The organism is Cupriavidus sp. CP313 (genome assembly GCF_054072015.1).
The window spans coordinates 194,751-211,292 of sequence record NZ_JBSVZB010000011.1; the positions used below are offsets into that span (position 1 = coordinate 194,751).

Below are 16,542 nucleotides of genomic sequence, written 5' to 3' on the forward strand. Positions count from 1 at the left end.
CCTCTCTCAACCGCCGCCAGCTCTCGTGCGCGGCGCTGTCTCACACCTGGGGTCAAGCGATCGTTGACGGTTCAGGCATATGCCAATGACCAACCGAAAACGTACGCTCCCATTTCCTCGCGAATGGCGGCTTCGATAATCTCGTGAGGCGCTGTAAGCGTGACAGTAATGTCCAGGCCCCGCTTGCCCCCCTCCGTTGCATGCACGTCGGCCAGATGGTCGCCCGCCAGATCCTCAAGCCTTGGTTTCAGCACGCGCAACGCGGCTTCGGCGCGCAGTGCGGGCTTGTAGAGCTTGCCGACAGCGGTGGTCGGCAAGTCCGGCATCAGATACACCTCCTTGGGCCAGGCGGGGCGCTCGGCGATGAGATCGCGAGCGAAATCCTGTAGTGCCCCCACGCTCGCGTCGTGCCCTCGCCGCAAGCTCAGGAATACGACCGGCAGTTCCCCCGCATAGCGGTCGGGCTGGCCCACGGCCGCCGCCGCCTCTACAGCAGGATGAAGCAAGAAAGCGTGCTCAATCATGGCCGGGTCAATATTGTGGCCACTCCGGATAATGAGATCCTTGCTTCTGCCGGCGATATACAGCCTCCCGGACGCATCGAGGTATGCCAGGTCACCGGTGTTGAGTCCGCCATCTTCAAATAGACCGGCATTCTGGCTTGAATCTAGATAACCGGGCGATACATGGGGGCCCTCGACGAATAGCACACCAATCTCCCCAGGCGCGCAGTCATCGCCAAGCTTTCCATCCGCCAGCCGCTGGCGAACACGAACCGTGGCAAACGGTAGCCGGATGCCGACCGAGCCAGCCGTGGGGGTCCCGGCGGCGGGATCGGCTGCCGTCAGGCCGCTCGTTTCCGTCATCCCGAGCAGCTCATGCAGATTCTTGCCCGTGGCTGCCTTGAAGCGCTCGGCGAGATTCGGCGGGGATGGAGAGGCACCTGTTATGCCAATGCGCAGGGAAGAGAGGCCGGCATCTACCGGTACGGACAGCAAGGCGCCCATGGCGGTGGGGACGGCGCCGAGAATGGTGACCGAGAACCGCTCGACTATTCGCCAGATGTTGGTAATCATGGCCGGCTTCCTGAAGCCATGAGGCGACAGCATGAGAACATGCGCACCTCGCAGGAAGAAGCCAAGGCTGCAAGGGATCGTGCCCCCGACGTGAAAGAGCGGCATTCCATTGGTAATACAGTCTTCGGCACGAATATCCAGCAACAGTGCAGCGCCAAATGCGGCTGCCAACTGATTGGTATGCGTATGGGCAACCAGCTTTGGTATGCCCGTCGTGCCACCGGTATGAAAGTACGCTACTACGCTGTCCGGTTCCCGGCTAGCCGAAAAGGACAGCAACGACCCATCCTGCGCCTCCATGGCTCTCGTGAAATCGGTGGCGTGGCGGTCAAGGTATCCCGGCGTACCGATACATACCAATATGAGGTCGGGGATGGCATCCTGTACCGCAGCCGCCTTTTCCCAAATGCCCGGATACTCCGTGCCTGCAGTCACCAGGATGCGTACGCCCGAGGCGCGTACCAGATCGACAATCTGAGCGGTGGTCAGAAAAGGATTCAGTGGTACTGCGTAGCCGGCCGTCTCCGCGCCCCAAAGCACATAGTGCGTTTCCACCAGCGAAGGCAGAAGGAACGCCGTTCCACACCCCGTGCCGCCGATGCTCGCGAACAGGTTCGCGGCACGTGTCACGCCCTCGATCAGCGTGCGGTAATTCGTCTGCTGCGGATGTTCGTTTGGTGTTCCGTCAGCGATAAGCGTCAACGCAGCCGCCTCGGGCCTCGCGTGCGCAATAGCGCGCAGTGCGTCATAGATCGTGTTTGGCCGCGTAGCATTGTCCGCCGTGGCAGCGCGCCAGCCACGCTCGAATGATTCAAGGTCAGCTAAGCTGCCCACGGCCTGTGGTTCGGAAGTCGGGATCAAGGCTTGTCTCCTGAGTCTGGCGGAGCTGTTCATCAGCTTGCCTGCACGCCTTGATCTTTCCACTATCCGCGCGTTAAATCTTGAACGAAACAGCTATGAATGATGCGCGTTGGGGAAAACCCGAAATATCCGACGAAGGTCCTCGTCAGGTGGGCCGCATCAGCGAATCCGGTATCGTTTGCAAGGCGGGTCAGCGTGGTCCGGTCTGAAAGCCGTGAAAATGCGAACCGGTAGCGCTGCCATAGCAAATATGTCCGCAGCGGAATGCCAATGTCTTCAACAAACAGATGCGAGAGCCGGCTTTCCGACAAGCAAAGTTTGCCCGCCACTTGTGGCAACGGCACGCGATCTGGAAAATCAGCGTCAATGGCTGCCAATAGTTCGTTGCTGCGGTTACGCAGTCCACGTGACAGTTCGACGGGAAGACCCGCGCTCTGGCAGAGAGCCACGAGCGCCTCAACCTCCGGCTCGTCCGGCACATCTGCGTCAAAGCAGCGCCGCAGGAAATCCAGCACCTCATGCGAAGCAATCGTTCGCAACTCTCGTAGCGGCCGATCCGCCAGGGCCCGCTGCAAAGGACGGAACAAGATATGGCCGGGCTCGATGTTAATGCTGAGAAGGTCACAATTGTCCGCGCGAAGCACGCGTCCCTGTCCAGCCCCCACCAGGGCAACCTGCGAGTCGACGTCCGCAACGCCCGGCACCGCGACATTGAACTGTTTTTCGTTCAAAGAAACCAGCAAAGTCACGGCGGGTCGCTTGATGGGCCCGGAGATCAGATGCGGTGTGGCAATGACCAGGCTACGGGCGTAAAGGCCTGCACGTGAACTCGGGCATTCGGGGGCCTGCGGCCGATCCGTTTGCAGGTCAGCGACATTTTTCGACTCCGCATTCATGTTGTGAGACTTTATTGACGGCAATCACTCACGTCGGCAGGCATGCGAGGCGAAGGCATGCCGAGCGTGTCCCTCTTGTCCTGACAGGATCCTGCCAGCAACTCTAGCCGGCAGCGGGCCCAATTTCAACTTGCTGGTACGTCACCGCGCGATTCCGCGCTGTCATTTGGAAGCGCGCTCGCGGAGGCGCCGAAGGCCAAGAACGCCAAGGTATCCCTCGTCTACCAGCATGAGTTGCCGAACGCTCCTGACAAGAGCATCAAGGGCGTGCTCGTCGAGCATGGGCCGGGTGGCTTCTCGCCTGGTCACGCGCACGAAAGCTCCGCCTTCATCTACGCGACGACGTGGACAGCCGCGATTGAGCATGATTTGGAACAGGACGCCATGGGCTTTCCTCTGGCCGATTCGGTTGCCCCGGCTGGCGCGCACCGTGGCGCCGCTGAAAGGGGCTTCTTCTCAAGTTTTTGGGCGGGAAAGCAGGCCAATCTGCGAACGGCACATCTTTGAAGACTCCATTTCGCGCCACGTACGTTGACAATAACAAACCAGTCATCTATATTTCGCCGTAGACTTTATCATCCGATTGGATATGCCAAGGCCAGCCAACCTCGAAGTTTGTAATCGACTTCTTCACGCAGGTGGTCGTGTTATTCACGAACTGGGCTTCAATGCGTCTGGCGTGCAAGACATTGTGGCTGCCGCGAATGTTCCGAAAGGATCTTTCTGCAGCTATTTCGATAGTAAGGAAGCTTTTGCCAGCGGACGTGCTGGAGGCCTATTGGTGCTCGATCGAGTGCCGCCACGGAAAGGTGATGTATGGCGCTCGCATTCCGCCTCTCGCGCGTATCGAGAAGCTGTTTGATTTGCTGGTGGGGGACCATTCAGCACAGGACTTCAGGCTGGGGTGCCTTGTGGGCAACCTCTCCCTTGAGTTGTCAAATACCAGCAGTCACGTCCGAGGTGCCTTGGGAAGTATCATGAAGCGCTGGATGGGCATGATTGTGGCGTGTCTGGTGAGGCGAAGATTCGCCAGGAGCTTTCCGCGGACACTGATACTCCTCAAGTCGCGGCCATTATTGTCGAGGCCTTCGAGGGGGCGGTTCTACGTAGTAAAGTCGAGCGGAACGGCGATGCTTGTCGACGCTTCCAGAACTTTACTCTGAAGCGGCTGTTAAGCTGATTTTTTTGCCGTATTAAATAGACGACTGTTCGACTATATTTCGAACATGCGTTCTAGGTCCCAACGCCGCCGAGAGCGGTCAAGAAAGGAGGAGCATTACCAATGTCTTCAAATAATCGCAGCTTCCCCATGGGCGTGTCGCGGCGTGACTTACTAGTCGGCAGCGCTGCCGCGGCTGGCTCTCTTGTCGCGGCTAGCTTGCCGAGCCCGGCAATGGCCGCTCCGTCAGCGAAGGATGCGCATCACGCAAAGGCTGGCGGCAAGGCCTCCGGCTGTTACATCGCGGCAAGCGACGGCACGCAGCTCTATTACAAGGACTGGGGCGCTGGTCGCCCCATCGTGTTCTGCCATGGTTGGCCGCTCAGTTCGGACAGCTGGGAATCTCAAATGATGCTCGTTGCGTCGGAAGGGTATCGCGCCGTTGCACATGATCGTCGTGGCCACGGCCGTTCAAGCCAGCCCTGGAATGGCAACGAGATGAACACTTACGCCGACGATCTGGCCGCTGTGTTTAACACCCTTGACCTGCGCGACGCCGTACTCGTGGGTTTCTCCACGGGCGGGGGCGAGGTGGCTCGCTATATCGGCCGGCACGGTACGCGACGCGTCTCCAAAGTCGTCCTGGTGTCAGCAGTGCCGCCTTTGATGCTCAAGACGCCCGCCAACCCGCTTGGCTTGGCGATTGAAGTCTTCGATGGCCTGCGTGCCGCGCAACTCGCAAATCGGTCCCAGTTCTACAAAGATGCGGCCGCCGGTCCCTTCTATGGCTTCAACCGTCCCGGTGCAAAGCCTTCGCAGGGCCTGATCGACTCATGGTGGGCCCAAGGCATGCAGGGCGGACACAAGAACACATATGACTCGATCAAGGCATTCTCGGAAACGGATTTTACCGAGGACCTCAAGAAGATCGACGTGCCCACCCTAATTGTTCACGGCGACGATGATCAGATTGTCCCTATCAATGCCGCCGGACGCGCGTCCGCAAAGCTGATCAAAAACTCCAAGCTGATTGTCTATCCCGGGGCGCCGCATGGACTGACCGATACGCATAAGGACAAATTCAACGCCGACCTGCTGGCGTTCATTCGTAGTTGAAATCGCGTCGGTTCGATGCCTGACATTGCTTTTCGGTGCCGGCATCGAACCAATGCAGCCTGAGAGGTAATCCCATGAGCAACGACCCAAATTGCTATGCAGATCCCGTTGAACCGGCTTTGCCGAAGAGCGATCTGCCACGGGACCTCCCTCGGACGGCGCTGGTGGTGATCGACCCGTGCAGCGGCGTAATCCCTGCGATTTCGATGTGCGCCCGCATTCCCAAGGCCTGGGCTGCAAGCGACGCTAGTCACCCTCGCAGCGGCTCATGCAATATCAGGTGGAGGGATTACAGAAATGCTTAAGATGCCTTTATGCTACAGCCATTTCGCCTATGGCGTTATCTAGGCTGGATTAACCTGCTCCATCGCAGCTGCCATCGGAAGCATTCCATTTGCAGAAAAATCATTGTTCTTTCAGCAATGGCTAAAATTCTGGATCAGCATGTTACCGGTTGTTTTGCTGGCGGCTCCATTTATTCGACGTATGGTAGAGCGAATGACAAGAAATTCTTAGCATCACGGTGTCATAAAGAAATGGCGCTGACGAAATCCTATAAGCATAACCTTTCGAAACGAACCGACTGAATCCAAACCAAGGAATGATCCGATGCTGCAATCCCGTGAAGGCCAACGCGTTCCCAATGTCGCTTTCCGCATGCGTGAAGACAACGAGTGGAAGACCGTCACCACCGGCGAGCTGTTCAACGGCAAGACCGTGGTCGTGTTCTCGCTGCCGGGCGCCTTCACGCCGACCTGCTCGTCGACCCACCTGCCGCGCTACAACGAGCTGGCACCGGTGTTCGCCAGGCACGGCGTCGACGACATCCTGTGCGTGTCGGTCAACGACACCTTCGTGATGAACGAATGGGCCAAGGACCAGGAGTCCGAAAATATCACCATGATCCCCGACGGCAACGGTGAATTCACCGAAGGCATGGGCATGCTGGTGGACAAGGCCGACCTGGGCTTCGGCAAGCGCAGCTGGCGCTATGCGATGCTGGTCAAGGACGGCGTGGTGCAGAAAATGTTCATCGAGCCGGAAGAGCCGGGCGACCCGTTCAAGGTGTCCGACGCCGACACCATGCTGGCCCATATCGCCCCGAATGCGCGCAAGCCGGACCAGGTGGTGGTGTTCTCCAAGGTCGGCTGCTCGTTCTGCGCCAAGGCCAAGCAACTGCTGGATGACAACGGCTTCGACTACATCGACGTGCCGCTGGACAACAAGGTGCGCGGCAAGGTGCTGGGCGCCGTGTCGGGCGAGATGACGGCTCCGCAGGTCTTTATCAACGGCAAGCTCATCGGCGGCGCCGAGGCGCTGCAGCAGTACCTGGGCAAGTAAGCCGATTCCCCTTTCATCCCCCATCCGGGGACCGGCAGTCGCCGGACCCGATAGCACCGCTTTGCCCGCAATCGCTGAAGAAGGGCAGGGTGGTGCCATCCAGCGCGCTGATTGACAACCGTATTGACCCCACAAAAACAGAGGTACCGTACGCCATGACCACCATCCAGACCGACGTCGCCGTGATTGGCGCGGGTACCGCCGGCCTTGCCGCCTACCGTGCCGCGATTGCCGCCGGCAAGCGCGGCGTGATCATCGAGGGCGGCCCCTATGGCACCACCTGCGCCCGTGTGGGCTGCATGCCCTCCAAGCTGTTGATCGCAGCCGCCGAGGCCGCGCACGAGTTGTGCCACACCGCGCCGTTCGGCGTGCACGTGGATGGCCAGATCCGAATCGACGGCCGCGAGGTGATGGCCCGCGTGCGCAGCGAGCGCGACCGCTTTGTCGGCTTCGTGGTGCGCGGCGTGGAGAATATCCCTGAAGCTGACCGCATCCGCGGCTACGCCCGCTTTATCGACAACACCACGCTGGATGTGGGCGGTCACACCACCGTGCGCGCCAGCCGCGTGGTGATCGCCACTGGTTCCATGCCCGCGCTGCCGGCACCGTTCAAGGCCTTTGGCGACCGCCTGATCGTCAATGACGATGTGTTCTCGTGGGAAGACCTGCCGCGCAGCGTGGTGGTGTTCGGCCCGGGCGTGATCGGGCTGGAGCTGGGACAGGCGCTGTCGCGCCTTGGGGTGCTGGTGCGCGTGTTCGGCGTGAGCGGCTCGCTCGGCCCGCTCACCGATCCGGTGATCCGCGCCTACGCCGCGAAGACCTTCAATGACGAGTTCTACCTGGCCCCGGACGCGAAGGTGATCGGGATGGGCCGAGATGGGGACCAGGTGGTGGTGACCTACCTCGACCACGAAGGCCGCAGCGTGGCCGAGCGCTTCGACTACGCCCTGGCAGCAACCGGCCGCGAGCCCAATGTGCGCGGCCTGAGCCTGGAGAATACCGGCCTGGCGCTGGACCAGCGCGGCGTGCCGCTGTTCGACCCGCTGACGCTCCAGTGCGGCAACGCGCCAGTGTTCATCGCCGGCGATGCCAACAATATCCTGCCGCTGCTGCACGAGGCCGCGGACGAGGGCAAGGCCGCTGGCGAGAACGCTGCCAGCTACCCGCAGGTGAAGCCGCTGGCGCGCCGCGCTCCGCTCGCGGTGGTGTTCACCGACCCGCAGATCGCCATGGTCGGGCAGCGTTACGCGGACCTGGCCGAGGGCAGTTTCGTCACCGGCGAGGTCAGCTTCGAAGACCAGGGCCGCAGCCGCGTGATGCTGAAGAACCGCGGGCTGATGCACGTCTACGCCGACAGGCAGACCGGCCGCCTCCTGGGCGCCGAATGGACCGGGCCGCGCGCCGAGAACATCGCGCACCTGCTGGCGTGGTCGTACCAGCACGGCCTGACCATCGGTCAAATGCTGGGCATGCCGTTCTACCACCCGGTGGTGGAAGAGGGCCTGCGCACGGCGCTGCGCGATGCGTCGGCAAAGTTGGTCGGCTGAGGCACGTCGGGGGTGGGAAAGCGTTAGCCTTGGAATGGTCTATAGGGCAATACCGTGCCCTGCCGTTGGCTCGGGGACATCGCTCTTCTCGCCAAGCATGTCCATGAGTTCGCGTTTGATCTTCAGGGAGATCTGTGCCATGGGCACGTCATTCGGCATTCCTTCGAAGGGGTTCTCCGTGCTTTCACCCACCTGCTCCAGCGCGAGGTACATCCACGAGATCATCGTGCTGAATGGAATGACCAGCCAGATCATGTTGCCATGCATGAAGCCCGAAACGCTGGCATCGAGCTTCGCGAACTCCGTAAGAATGCCAAAAGGCAGTAGCAGACAAGAGGTATGGACAAAGAGCTTGTTGACGACCGCATATTGCCTGGGATATGGATAGTCTGGTCTCTCTGCGCGCGCGGCCCTGAGCCAGCGAGGCAAGCCGCACGGGGTCGTCCTCGCCCGAGACGATGGCCTTGAGCATAGCGCCCGCTGCCGCCAAGCACGTCGGAGAGGACGCTGCCGAGCTTGAGATTGGCATCCTTGAGCACCTTCTGACTGCGCAAACAACGCTGGGCAATCTCGCGGGCCAATTGCTTGCGCGTACGTGTCAGATCGCGCAACTCCTGAATCGCGGTAGGTGGGGCGAAGCTGGAGCGAATCAACCCATGTGCGAGCAGGTCGGCGATCCACATCGCGTCGTTTTCATTGGTTTTGCGACCAGGCACATTCCGGATGTGTGCTGCATTGCCAAGCACCAGTTCGAAGGAATCCTCGAGTACGTGCCAGACAGGTTTCCAGTACACGCCAGTGGCTTCCGTGGCCACGTGAGTACAGAGGTGGCTTGCTAGCCAGTCGGATAGCGCCAGCAACCCGCGCGTGGTGCTGGGGAAGCTTTGAACTTCGTGGTGCTTGGGCGCAGACACACTACGTACACAGGCCACGATGGTGTCCTTATGCTCGTCTAGTCCGGCGCAGCGTGGGTAGAGTACCTGCATTTTGCCCTCCTGCACGATGGACAATGGCAGCGACGCAGCCCTCGTTATCGGATTCTGGTAAGCGTGATCCAGTAGGGCGACAGACTGCCCCAGGTTACAATTTGGGGTGCTCGCAGGGCTGTGGGTCCAACTCTCAAACGGGCTCATTGCACCAGATAATGGACCGACCTCGGCCACCGCTGCCTCGCAATTCTAGCCCTGTAGGGTGGCCGCTTCATTCTTCGGGGGCGGGCAGGTCCGATGAATCACTCTCAAGAGTTGGAGCCTCCACTAAACTCGGGGCGGATCACATCTGTACGCAGGGCCCAGCGAGTTGCTCCTCCCAAGGCCCCGACACAGTACGTACCTCGTGCGAGTACCTCAGCGGTCATGTCGGCCAAGAAGGTCGCCAGCTTCCATTCAATCAGCGCCATGCTGAGGTCGCCCTCGGCCACGTCTGGCAGCGACACCTGTCCCGGACTGGGCGACATAGTGTCGAAGTCGTGTAGGCGACCGCATCTTCAGGCTCGCGGTCCCCCAGCGCATACATCAGAGCATGACCGGCCTCGTGCAGGCAAGCATGACGGTACTGGCCACGCGGTGGGCGCAGCCCGAGTGTCTGCTGATATGGCGTTTCGAAGGCGTAGTGGTTGGTGCGCAATCGCAGTAGTCGAACCGTAAAACGAGTGCGAGCGGATGCGCAAAGGCGATAGCCAATGCACCAAGTATCAGCCAAAACGTAGGGCAGATAACTGGATCTGCGCGCCAGAGCCCAACTGCCTTGTCCCAGCCGAGCCATGCAAGAATTGCAGGCAGCCCGCCATAAAGAGTGGCTGACGTGATCTTGCCAAGCAGCGTGGTTCGTTACGCGGCTGGCATGAGGAACCACGTTGCACCAGCCAGGGCGAGTGCCATCCCAAGAGTGCCAATACCGATGCGCACGGAAAGGTTTCCGGCACCTTGAGCGCCTGAATCGCGCACGGCCAACCACAGCAGAGCTGCTCCGCCTATCGCCAGCACTGAATGTGCGGCACGCAGGATTGCCACCGTGTGAGCATCATAGGTGCGGCGCATCCAGGACCGAAAGACCAAGTAGGTGAGCTGGAAGCATTGGACCGGATCCGTGAAAGGAAGCCGGGCAAGCGTCAGGGGCAGACTATGGCGGGGCATGGCTCGCATTCTCGCACACGCACGGCGAGCACCTCCCGGTGGACGCGCCGAATTCCAAAAGAAAAGAACCCGCCTCACCTGCGGACGGCGAGACCGGCGGTAGCAATACTTCTCGGACAGGATACGGCAATTTAAGAATTGATTAATTCTAAATTAGACGATGTTTTATGCGCCATTTTCTCGAGTTGATGCCGCGGGAGCGTCATGCGGACCTGGCCGAGGGTAGCTTCGTCACCGGCGGAGTCAGCTTCGATGACCAGGGGCGCAGCCGCGTGATGTTGAAGAGCCGCGGGCTGATGCACGTCTATGCCGACAAGGCCAGCGGGCGCTTCCTGGGTGCGGAATGGACCAGCCCGCGCGCCGAGAACATCGCGGACCTGCTCGCGTGGTCCTACCAGCAGGGCCTGACCATCGAGCAGATGCTGGGAATGCCGTTCTACCATCCGGTGGTGGAAGATGGCCTGCGCACCGCACTGCCCACCGCCAGTTGGCGGCCTGATGTTGAGGAACATTAGTCCCGCTAACGCGGGAGGCAGCCTGCTGGGCCAGCAAAGCGCTACTGCTGGCCGGGTGGAGCGGTCTGGTCAGGGATAGTTCAGGAGAGCCATGTGTATGACCTCGCGAAAGATCCTCAATAGCGAGGCTATTCTGGCTATCGGAGTTCACACCAGGAGCTTGCTGCAACGAGTTCCCCATTGAAGGCGCTCGCGAATGTTGGGAGGACCACTGGCAGCTTGCACCTTCATCGTCAATCCAGCCTCGTTGCACCCCACATTTGCAGAATCTGTGGTCGTCACTAGCCGAATTTGCGATCTGCAGCACCGGTAATCGGTTGCTGCAGTCGCCGCACTTGATTCGCGCCTTTTCACAGACGCCGCGCGCCACTCGTTGGCACAAGCTGGCGCCGTCCGGCGGCCTGCGACTCAGGTTGGCGGTACGAGACTAGAACGGCTTAGTCGGTAGATACTTCCCGTCGAGGGTGATAACTGCGCGGTGGCCGCCATCTGGATCCGGCACCTTTTGGATATCGAGCTTGAAGTTGATGGCGCTGATAATGCCGTCGCCAAATTTCTCGTGAACCAGGGCCTTCAGCGTCGAGCCGTAAATCTGGACGATCTCGTAGAAGCGGTAGATGGTGGGATCGGTCGGAACGCCACCTGGGATACTGCCGCGCACAGGAATCGTCTGGAGCTGCAGCGCGGCGTCCTCACCAAGCTCCAGCTTATCCGCTACCTTTTGGGCTACCTCGGCAGGAAGCGGGTGCTGGCCAAGCAGGGCCGCGGTCACGAATACCAATGTCAGACCGGTGCCTTCATTGATCTCTTCGAAGGTCAGGTTCCTGCGAATCTTCGCGTCGATGATGGCGTCGGTGAGGGCCTGGCGACTTGCTTGGCTATATTGCGATTGGGGCATTTCAATCTCCTTTAGGAGTGAGGGGAGTGACTCAGGCAGCTACGCAGAGCGGGGCGGGTTCGCGAGGGTTCTCTGCAAGGGATACAAAGCGATTGGCAATGCCGTCCAGTGCATCGACGGAACCAGTCTCGATGTCGTACACCCATCCGTGCAGGCTCAGTCGCCCCTGTTCGACGGTGAGTGCTGGCTGCACTGCGATTTGTCAGCAGCCGCCACTCGATTGGCTTGACGCCGGCAGCCGCATCAAGCTCGCGTGCGACGATGCTCGTCGCCGCGACCGCCTTGCCCTTACCTGCCGGCAGATCAACCCGTTGCCCCCAAAGTTGCTGGCGCACGGTGCGCGCCTAGACGCCAAGGCGCGATCCTGGCGTTAGAAGAAGTGGGAACAGGTCCTTCCATGTAATGAGAGAGCTAGCATCGCCGCAGCTCACCTAACTTTTCCAGATACTGGGGCGTAACGTCGCCCGTTACGTATCGGCCATCGAAACATGACGTCTCGAGCCCCGTCAGGGTCGGATTCAGGTCGGTTACCGATTTTTGCATGTCCATGTAGTCCTGATACACCAAACCGTCCACGCCAAGAATGGCGCTAATCTGGTCAACATCGTGGCCACTTGCAATTAGTTCCTCTTGCAAGGGCATATCGATTCCGTAGACGTTTGGGTAACGGATTGGAGCCGCCGCTGAGGCAAGGTAGACTCGATTGGCGCCTGCAGTGCGTGCCATGTTGACGATTTCACGGCTGGTGGTCCCGCGAACAATTGAATCATCAACGATGAGTACGTTCTTCCCCTTGAACTCTACGCCCATGGCATTGAGCTTTTGGCGTACTGATCTTTGGCGTACTTGTTGGCCAGGCATGATAAAAGTACGACCTATGTAACGGTTCTTCACCAGTCCCTCGCGATAGGGAAGGTTCAGGCTGGCTGCAAGCTGCATGGCTGCGGGGCGGGACGAATCAGGAACTGGCATCACCACGTCGATGTCGGCCGAACGGAAATTCGACGCGACCGATCTTGCGAGGTATTCCCCCATCCGCAGCCGCGCCGCATATACTGACACCCCGTCAATCACAGAATCCGGTCGCGCGAAGTAAACAAATTCGAACACACAAGGAAGGCTGCGCGCACTTGGCGCGCATTGTTTGTAAGCCAACTTGCCCGTGTGATCAATCAGTATCCCTTCACCCGGTGCTACGTCACGCATCAAGGTGAAACCGCTTCCTTCCAAAGCTGCGGATTCTGACGCAATCATCCATTCCCTCGCTGGCCCGAATTCACGGTAACCAATGCAAAGAGGCCGGATACCGTTAGGGTCGCGAAATGCGAGCAACCCCAGATTGGCGATGCTCGCAACTACCGCGTACGCTCCACGCACGCGACGATGGACGCCGGATACTGCACGGAATACCGCGTCACTATCAATACCTATCCCGCATGTCGCATCCTGCAACTCGCTCGCAAGGACGTTTAGTAAGACCTCCGAGTCTGATTGGGTATTGACGTGTCGATGATTGATCGACTGAACTTCAGCCCGCAACTGCGTCGTATTAGTTAAATTGCCATTGTGCGATAACGTAATGCCAAAAGGGGAATTCACATAAAACGGCTGTGCCTCTTCGTCGCTAATAGCTGAGCCTGCCGTCGGATACCGTGTGTGGCCGATTCCGCTGTGCCCGGAAAGTGATCGCATGTCGCGGGTACGAAACACATCCCGTACAAGTCCTTTCGCTTTGTGCAAATGGAACCGACTTCCTTGCGCGGTCGCGATGCCAGCTGCGTCTTGCCCGCGATGCTGTAGCCGCAGGAGCGTGTCATACAACAACTGATTGACTGGCCTTGCCCCGACAATTCCTACTATTCCGCACATCCTGCCTCCATGCTCTTGCCGCTAGGTCCAACAATTCCCACAGCACCCGTTCCGAACGTTTAGGCGTCACCTAGTGTTTCGACAAACGGCTGTTCGGTTGTATAGTGACTGGTCATCTATGTATTGTCAATAAGCTGCTGCAGGACGGTTTCGAAAATGCCCAGGGGGATGTCCGCAGCCAGATCGAGGCCGATCGCCTGGCTGCGGAGCTGATGTGCGCGCTGAAAGCATAGACGATCGTCATCCGGTGCTTGACAAATAGCCAACCAGTCGTCTATAGTTCTTCCGCCTGCTCACCAACCAACGCGACTCGACATGCCAAGACCCGCCAATCCAGCGATCCGTAACCGGCTGCTTATCGACGGTGGTCGTGTGATTCACAGCGCCGGTTTCAATGGGTCCGGCGTGCAGGACATCGTAGTTGCCGCGGATGTTCCCAAGGGATCTTTCTATAGCTATTTCGACAGCAAGGAAGCCTTTGCCGCCGAAGTGCTCGAAGCGTACTGGGAGTCCATTGAACAACGCCATGGCAAAGTCATGTACGACGCTCGCATCAAGCCGTTAGCCAGAATCGAAAAGTTGTTCGAGTTGCTGGTGGGGGACCATGCGGCGCAAGAATTCAAGCTCGGGTGCCTTGTGGGCAACCTTTCCCTCGAATTGTCCAATGTCAGCGGCGAAGTCCGAACGGCTCTGGAGCGCATTCTGGCGCGCTGGGAAGGCATGATCGTAGCCTGCCTTGATGAGGCCAGGATGCGCCAGGAACTGCCGGCGGATTGTGATTCCGCACACCTCGCGCCCATCATTATCGAAGCCTGGGAGGGGGCGGTCCTGCGCAGCAAGATCGAGCGCAACGGCGACGCCTGCCAACGATTTCTGCAAGTGACGCTCAAGCGGTTGTTGTACTGAAATTTTTTTGCAGTTTTAAAAAGAAGACTGGTCATATATTAAAACCATGCGCTCACGCGCCTGGAACCTGCTGCTCGGCAGCGGCGATGGCAGGGTGCATGAATGTCCGGTTCAAAGAATGCACAGGGGCGAAGCACATGCCTCAGATTCCTTCGCGCTACAGCTATTTCGCCTATGGCGTTATCCAGGCCGGATTGACCTGCTCCATCGCTGCTGCCATCGCAAGCATTCCATTTGCAGAAGAAGGCCTGTTCTTTCAGCACTGGCTAAGGTCCTGGAGCGTTTCCTGGCTGACCATGCTGCCGGTTGTCGTGTCGGCCACGCCCATCATTCGCCGCCTGGTCGATCGCATGACAAACCACTCTTAGGTCATTTGCGGAAGTGCCTCAATCCGTCATCAAAGTCCAGGCCACGCAATCGCTGCGCAGCGGCGCGCTGTTGTAGCGCAGGCTTCCCGCCGGGCCTTTCCCAGTTCACAAATTCCAGCATCGAGGACAAGCAGCGCTGCGCCGCATCCGGGTCGATGCCGAATGGGAAACTCGGTGCGCTTCGAGTCGATCTGGCGCGGGGGCATCGCCTTACCTAACATGGCTTCGTGGGATCGTTCCACGTGCCTCAGCATGGAGAAGCATCATGAAGATTGTCGTGATCGGCGGGACCGGCCTGATTGGCTCGAAGACCGTCCCCATTCTGCGCCAGGGCGGCCACGAGGTCGTGGCCGCCTCGCCCAGGAGCGGTGTCAACAGCATCACTGGCGAGGGGCTTCAGGAGGCCCTGACCGGCGCTCAGGTGGTGATCGACCTTGCCAATTCCCCATCGTTTGAAGACAAGGCAGTGCTGGAGTTCTTCGAGACCTCCGGCCGCAACCTTCACGCGGCGGAGACCGCAGCGGGCGTTCAGCACCATGTCGCGCTGTCCATCGTCGGCACCGACCGGACTCCCGAAAACGGCTATTTCCGCGCCAAGGTCGCGCAAGAGAAGCTGATCGTGGGCTCCGGCATCCCCTACACCATCATCCGCTCGACCCAGTTTATGGAATTCCTCGGCGGCATCGCCGATTCCAGTGCGAAGGGAAATATCGTCCGCCTTTCGCCTGGGCTGTTCCAGCCGATTGCGGCGGACGACGTCGCCGCCCTCGTTGCCGATGTAGCGCTCGCGCCACCGCGAAACGGCATCGTCGAGATCGCCGGCCCGGAACGAGCCCCGTTCAACGAGATCGTCGCCCGCTATCTCAAGGCGGTTGGCGACCCGCGTGAAGTCGTGCGTGACTCCGAGGCCCGCTACTTCGGCGGCCGGGTCGAGGAACATTCGCTGGTGCCGTTGGGCGAGGCGCGCCTCGGGCGCATCGGTTTAGAGGAATGGCTGCGTCAATCGCAGCGACGATAGTCTGCAGGGCGCATGCCCACGTAAGCAGCACCGGTTCGTCAGTACCACATTGAGCAGATCACCAGGAGCAAGCATGACCCAACGTACGAATTACTTCCAGCAATCCCCGGAACTGTCCAAGAAGCTCATGGAGTTCGGCGCGCTGTTCCAGAAGACCACGATCGAACAGCCCATTCGCGAGCTTGTCGAGATTCGCGCATCGCAGCTCAATGGCTGCGCGTTCTGCGTGGACATGCATATCAAGATGGCGAAGATCCACGGCGAGCGCGAATTGCGCCTGCATCATGTGGCGATCTGGCGCGAGTCGACGCTGTTCTCGCCGCGCGAACGCGCCGCGCTGGCCTGGACCGAGGTGCTGACCAGGCTTCCCGCCGAAGGCGTGCCCGACGATATCTATGAGCGCGTGCGCACCCAGTACAGCGAGAAGGAACTGTCGGACCTCACCTTCCTGGTGGGGGCGATCAATACCTGGAACCGCCTGAACGTGGCGTTCCGCATGGTGCCTGGTTCGTCGGACAAGGCGTTCGGGCTCGACAAGGCCAACCTGGAGTGATGCCATGAAGACGGTCACTTCCGTTGCGGCAGCACTTGTCTTGTCGTGCTTGATGGTTGCAAAGCCGGCCGCCGCCGCGCCGGAGGCGACCGGTCAAGGAAGCGCTACCCGAATATCCGGGGAAGGAAGGTTCGTCACCACCAGGTGCGCGAATTCGTGAACTTTGTCGACGTCCACCCCGGGCGCGCGCGTCGCGCCGGCGCACCGGTGGTTGCGCCACGCCGCGCGGGGCTTGTTGCGGACGCGCTTACACCGTCACGACAATCTTGCCGAACTGGCCGTTC

Annotated in this window: 15 protein-coding genes and 5 pseudogenes; 12 read left to right on the forward strand and 8 right to left on the reverse strand. The window is 59.8% G+C overall.

Annotated elements, in window-relative coordinates:
* Positions 1-71 precede the first annotated feature (71 nt).
* On the reverse strand, positions 72-1,937 hold the full coding sequence (locus ACW4E8_RS17430; protein WP_456805646.1) for an AMP-binding protein: 1,866 nt from the start codon (positions 1,935-1,937) through the stop codon (positions 72-74).
* A 62-nt stretch (positions 1,938-1,999) separates the two neighbouring features.
* Positions 2,000-2,833: a helix-turn-helix domain-containing protein gene (locus ACW4E8_RS17435; protein WP_456805647.1), complete on the reverse strand. Its 834-nt coding sequence runs from the start codon at positions 2,831-2,833 to the stop codon at positions 2,000-2,002.
* A 234-nt stretch (positions 2,834-3,067) separates the two neighbouring features.
* On the opposite strand from ACW4E8_RS17435, the gene ACW4E8_RS17440 reads away from it, so the two are divergent.
* From ACW4E8_RS17440 to ACW4E8_RS17470, 7 genes and pseudogenes are all read left to right on the forward strand, one after another.
* A complete protein-coding gene (locus ACW4E8_RS17440) occupies positions 3,068-3,340 on the forward strand; it encodes a hypothetical protein (protein WP_456805648.1) in 273 nt (90 codons plus the stop codon).
* 82 nt (positions 3,341-3,422) lie between these two features.
* Positions 3,423-3,695 carry a helix-turn-helix domain-containing protein gene (locus tag ACW4E8_RS17445; RefSeq protein ID WP_456805649.1) on the forward strand — a complete coding sequence of 91 codons (273 nt, stop codon included), beginning with the start codon at positions 3,423-3,425 and terminating at the stop codon, positions 3,693-3,695.
* Positions 3,646-3,810: pseudogene (locus ACW4E8_RS17450) on the forward strand (TetR family transcriptional regulator); the annotation flags it as partial. The gene ACW4E8_RS17445 and the pseudogene ACW4E8_RS17450, both read left to right, overlap by 50 nt.
* 29 nt (positions 3,811-3,839) lie before the next feature.
* Complete coding sequence (locus tag ACW4E8_RS17455; protein ID WP_456805650.1) at positions 3,840-4,013, forward strand: TetR family transcriptional regulator C-terminal domain-containing protein; 174 nt, start codon at positions 3,840-3,842, stop codon at positions 4,011-4,013.
* 102 nt (positions 4,014-4,115) lie between these two features.
* Positions 4,116-5,108 (forward strand): alpha/beta fold hydrolase, encoded by a 993-nt coding sequence (locus ACW4E8_RS17460; protein ID WP_456805651.1) that lies wholly within the window; start codon positions 4,116-4,118, stop codon positions 5,106-5,108.
* 609 nt (positions 5,109-5,717) lie between these two features.
* Positions 5,718-6,449, forward strand: coding sequence for a glutathione peroxidase (locus ACW4E8_RS17465; protein WP_456805652.1), 732 nt, complete (start codon positions 5,718-5,720; stop codon positions 6,447-6,449).
* Between the two features lie 155 nt (positions 6,450-6,604).
* Positions 6,605-7,996 (forward strand): dihydrolipoyl dehydrogenase, encoded by a 1,392-nt coding sequence (locus tag ACW4E8_RS17470; protein ID WP_456805653.1) that lies wholly within the window; start codon positions 6,605-6,607, stop codon positions 7,994-7,996.
* A 39-nt stretch (positions 7,997-8,035) separates the two neighbouring features.
* Here the strand turns inward: ACW4E8_RS17470 and ACW4E8_RS17475 are convergent, their stop codons facing one another.
* Positions 8,036-8,425: a hypothetical protein gene (locus ACW4E8_RS17475; RefSeq protein ID WP_456805654.1), complete on the reverse strand. Its 390-nt coding sequence runs from the start codon at positions 8,423-8,425 to the stop codon at positions 8,036-8,038.
* Positions 8,358-8,982: pseudogene (locus ACW4E8_RS17480) on the reverse strand (IS110 family transposase); the annotation flags it as partial. The pseudogene ACW4E8_RS17480 and the gene ACW4E8_RS17475, both read right to left, overlap by 68 nt.
* 1,337 nt (positions 8,983-10,319) lie before the next feature.
* Here ACW4E8_RS17480 and ACW4E8_RS17485 point away from each other — a divergent pair.
* Positions 10,320-10,646 (forward strand): annotated as a pseudogene (locus ACW4E8_RS17485) (dihydrolipoyl dehydrogenase); the annotation flags it as partial.
* A 427-nt stretch (positions 10,647-11,073) separates the two neighbouring features.
* Here ACW4E8_RS17485 and cynS read toward each other — a convergent pair.
* The 4 genes and pseudogenes from cynS to purF form a co-directional block, all read right to left on the reverse strand.
* Positions 11,074-11,544 (reverse strand): cyanase, encoded by a 471-nt coding sequence (cynS, locus tag ACW4E8_RS17490; RefSeq protein WP_456805655.1) that lies wholly within the window; start codon positions 11,542-11,544, stop codon positions 11,074-11,076.
* 31 nt (positions 11,545-11,575) lie between these two features.
* Positions 11,576-11,725, reverse strand: a pseudogene (locus tag ACW4E8_RS17495) (carbonic anhydrase); the annotation flags it as partial.
* Between the two features lies 1 nt (position 11,726).
* Positions 11,727-11,888, reverse strand: a pseudogene (locus tag ACW4E8_RS17500) (IS4 family transposase); the annotation flags it as partial.
* Positions 11,889-11,955: 67 nt separating this feature from the next.
* On the reverse strand, positions 11,956-13,413 hold the full coding sequence (purF, locus tag ACW4E8_RS17505) for an amidophosphoribosyltransferase (RefSeq protein WP_456805656.1): 1,458 nt from the start codon (positions 13,411-13,413) through the stop codon (positions 11,956-11,958).
* 315 nt (positions 13,414-13,728) lie between these two features.
* Between purF and ACW4E8_RS17510 the strand changes: the two genes are divergently transcribed.
* The 4 genes from ACW4E8_RS17510 (at position 13,729) to ACW4E8_RS17525 (ending at position 16,258) form a co-directional block, all read left to right on the forward strand.
* Positions 13,729-14,319, forward strand: a complete 591-nt coding sequence (locus tag ACW4E8_RS17510; protein ID WP_456805657.1) for a TetR family transcriptional regulator C-terminal domain-containing protein — start codon at positions 13,729-13,731, stop codon at positions 14,317-14,319.
* Positions 14,320-14,456: 137 nt separating this feature from the next.
* Positions 14,457-14,687 (forward strand): DUF2798 domain-containing protein, encoded by a 231-nt coding sequence (locus tag ACW4E8_RS17515; RefSeq protein ID WP_456805658.1) that lies wholly within the window; start codon positions 14,457-14,459, stop codon positions 14,685-14,687.
* Between the two features lie 265 nt (positions 14,688-14,952).
* The gene (locus ACW4E8_RS17520; protein ID WP_456805659.1) at positions 14,953-15,705 is read left to right on the forward strand and encodes an SDR family oxidoreductase; all 753 of its coding nucleotides are present in this window, start codon (positions 14,953-14,955) and stop codon (positions 15,703-15,705) included.
* 73 nt (positions 15,706-15,778) lie between these two features.
* Positions 15,779-16,258 (forward strand): carboxymuconolactone decarboxylase family protein, encoded by a 480-nt coding sequence (locus tag ACW4E8_RS17525; RefSeq protein ID WP_035824143.1) that lies wholly within the window; start codon positions 15,779-15,781, stop codon positions 16,256-16,258.
* The last annotated feature ends 284 nt before the right edge of the window (positions 16,259-16,542 follow it).